1 protein-coding gene is annotated in these 2,077 nt (G+C 75.5%); it reads right to left on the reverse strand.

Going from position 1 to position 2,077, the window contains the following annotated elements; translation table 11 throughout:
• Positions 1-1,944, reverse strand: a 1,944-nt coding sequence (locus L1885_RS27600) for an ABC transporter ATP-binding protein (protein WP_235799876.1), incomplete at its 3' end; no start/stop codon positions are given.
• Positions 1,945-2,077 lie beyond the last annotated feature (133 nt).

Below are 2,077 nucleotides of genomic sequence, written 5' to 3' on the forward strand. Positions count from 1 at the left end.
TGCCCCGTCCGCACGGGCCCCGCCGTCGCCGGCCGCCGTGTCGCCGGCCGCGCCGTCCGCCCGGTCCGGGCCGTCCCCCGCGCCCGGCGGGGGCTTCTCGCCCGCCATCAGCCAGGCGTACTCCTCGTTCTCGCGCAGCAGTTCCTGGTGCGTGCCGACCGCGGCCACCCGGCCCCCGGAGATCAGCGCGACCCGGTCGGCCAGCAGGACCGTGGAGGGGCGGTGGGCGACCACCAGCGCGGTCGTGCCGCGCAGTACGCGCCGCAGCGCGGCCTCCACCAGGGCCTCCGTGTGCACGTCCAGCGCGGACAGCGGGTCGTCGAGGACGAGGAAGCGCGGCCGGCCGACGACCGCGCGTGCCAGGGCGAGGCGCTGGCGCTGGCCGCCGGACAGGGCCAGCCCCTGCTCGCCGACCTGCGTGTCCGTGCCGTGCGGAAGGGCCCGCACGAAGCCCGCCTGCGCGATGTCGAGGGCCCGGTCCAGGTCGCCCTCGCCCGGCGCGTCGCCCGCACCCATCAGTACGTTCTCCCCGGCGCTCGCCGAGAACAGCGTCGGCTCCTCGAACGCCACCGACACCAGGCGGCGCAGCCGCTCGCGCGGCATCGAGGCGATGTCCTCGCCGTCCAGCGTGATGCGACCGCCCGTCGCCTCGTGCAGCCGCGGAACGAGCGCGGTGAGCGTCGTCTTGCCCGAGCCCGTCGCGCCGACCAGCGCCATGGTCTCGCCCTGCCGCACGTGCAGGTCGATGCGGCCCAGCACCGGCTCGGTGCCCGCGGGCGCGTCCGGATAGCCGAAGGACACGCCCTCGAAGCGCAGCCCGTCCCCGCCCGCACCGGGCCCCGGCCGCGCCCCGGCGGCGGATCCGGTGGCCGCTGATCCGTCGGTGCCCGGCGCAAGGGCGCCTGCCGCAAGGGCGTCTGCCGCGCCGGTGCCCGCCGCGGCGGCGTCCCCCTCCTCCTCGGCGTCCATCGGCTCGAAGAACCGCTCCGTTGCCGTGACCGCCTCCTGGCTCATCGCGAGCATGAAACCGATCGACTCCACCGGCCAGCGCAGCGCGAGCGCGGTCGACAGGAACGCGACGAGGGTCCCCGCCGAGAGCCCGCCGTCGGCGACCTGGGCGGTGCCGAGGACCAGCGCCGCCGCGATGGCAAGCTCGGGGATGGTCGTGATGACCGCCCAGATGCCCGCGAGCAGGCGGCCCTTCTCGATCTCCGTGCCGCGGACCTTCCGGGCCAGCGCGCGGAAGGCCAGCGCCTGGCTGCGGTGGCGGCCGAACCCCTTCACGATGCGGATGCCGAGCACGCCCTCCTCGACGACCGTCGTCAGGTCGCCGACCTGGTCCTGCGCGCGCCGCGCGACGAGCGCGTAGCGCGTCTCGAAGAGGGAGCACAGGATCACCAGCGGCACCACCGGGATCAGCAGCACCAGCCCCAGCGTCCAGTCCTGGACCAGCAGGATCACGCAGCCGACCAGGATCGTCGTGCCGTTGACGAGGAGGAACGTCAGCGGGAAGGCGAGGAACTGGCGCAGCAGCATCAGGTCGGTCGTGCCGCGGGACAGCAACTGGCCCGAGGGCCAGCGGTCGTGGAAGGCGACCGGCAGCCGCTGCAGATGGCGGTAGAGGTCGGCGCGCATGGCCGCCTCCACCCCGGCGAGCGGGCGCGCCACCAGCCACCTGCGCACGCCGAACAGGCCTGCCTCGCCGACGCCGAGCAGCAGCAGGTACAGCGCGCCGCGCCAGATCCCGGCGGTGTCCCCGTCCCGGACCGGCCCGTCCACCATCCACTTCAAGACGAGCGGGAAGACGAGGGCGAGGCAGGACGCGACGACGGCGACGGCCGCGGCGCCGCTGAGCCGGGCCCGCACGGGTCTGACGTACGGCCACAGGCGCAGAAGCGTTCTCACGGCCGACCGTTTGGGGGGAGGCGGCTGGTTCTCAGACATCCGACCGAGACTACGGGGCGCCACTGACATCGCTCACCTGCTTTTTCGGCCGACGGCTGCGCGCCCGGCGCGTGCGCGCGCACGCGCCGGAGGACACGGCGCCGCGCGCCCGCGGGAGCGCGGCGGACGCCCG

Source organism: Streptomyces fuscigenes (genome assembly GCF_021556455.1).
GTDB lineage: Bacteria > Actinomycetota > Actinomycetes > Streptomycetales > Streptomycetaceae > Streptomyces > Streptomyces fuscigenes.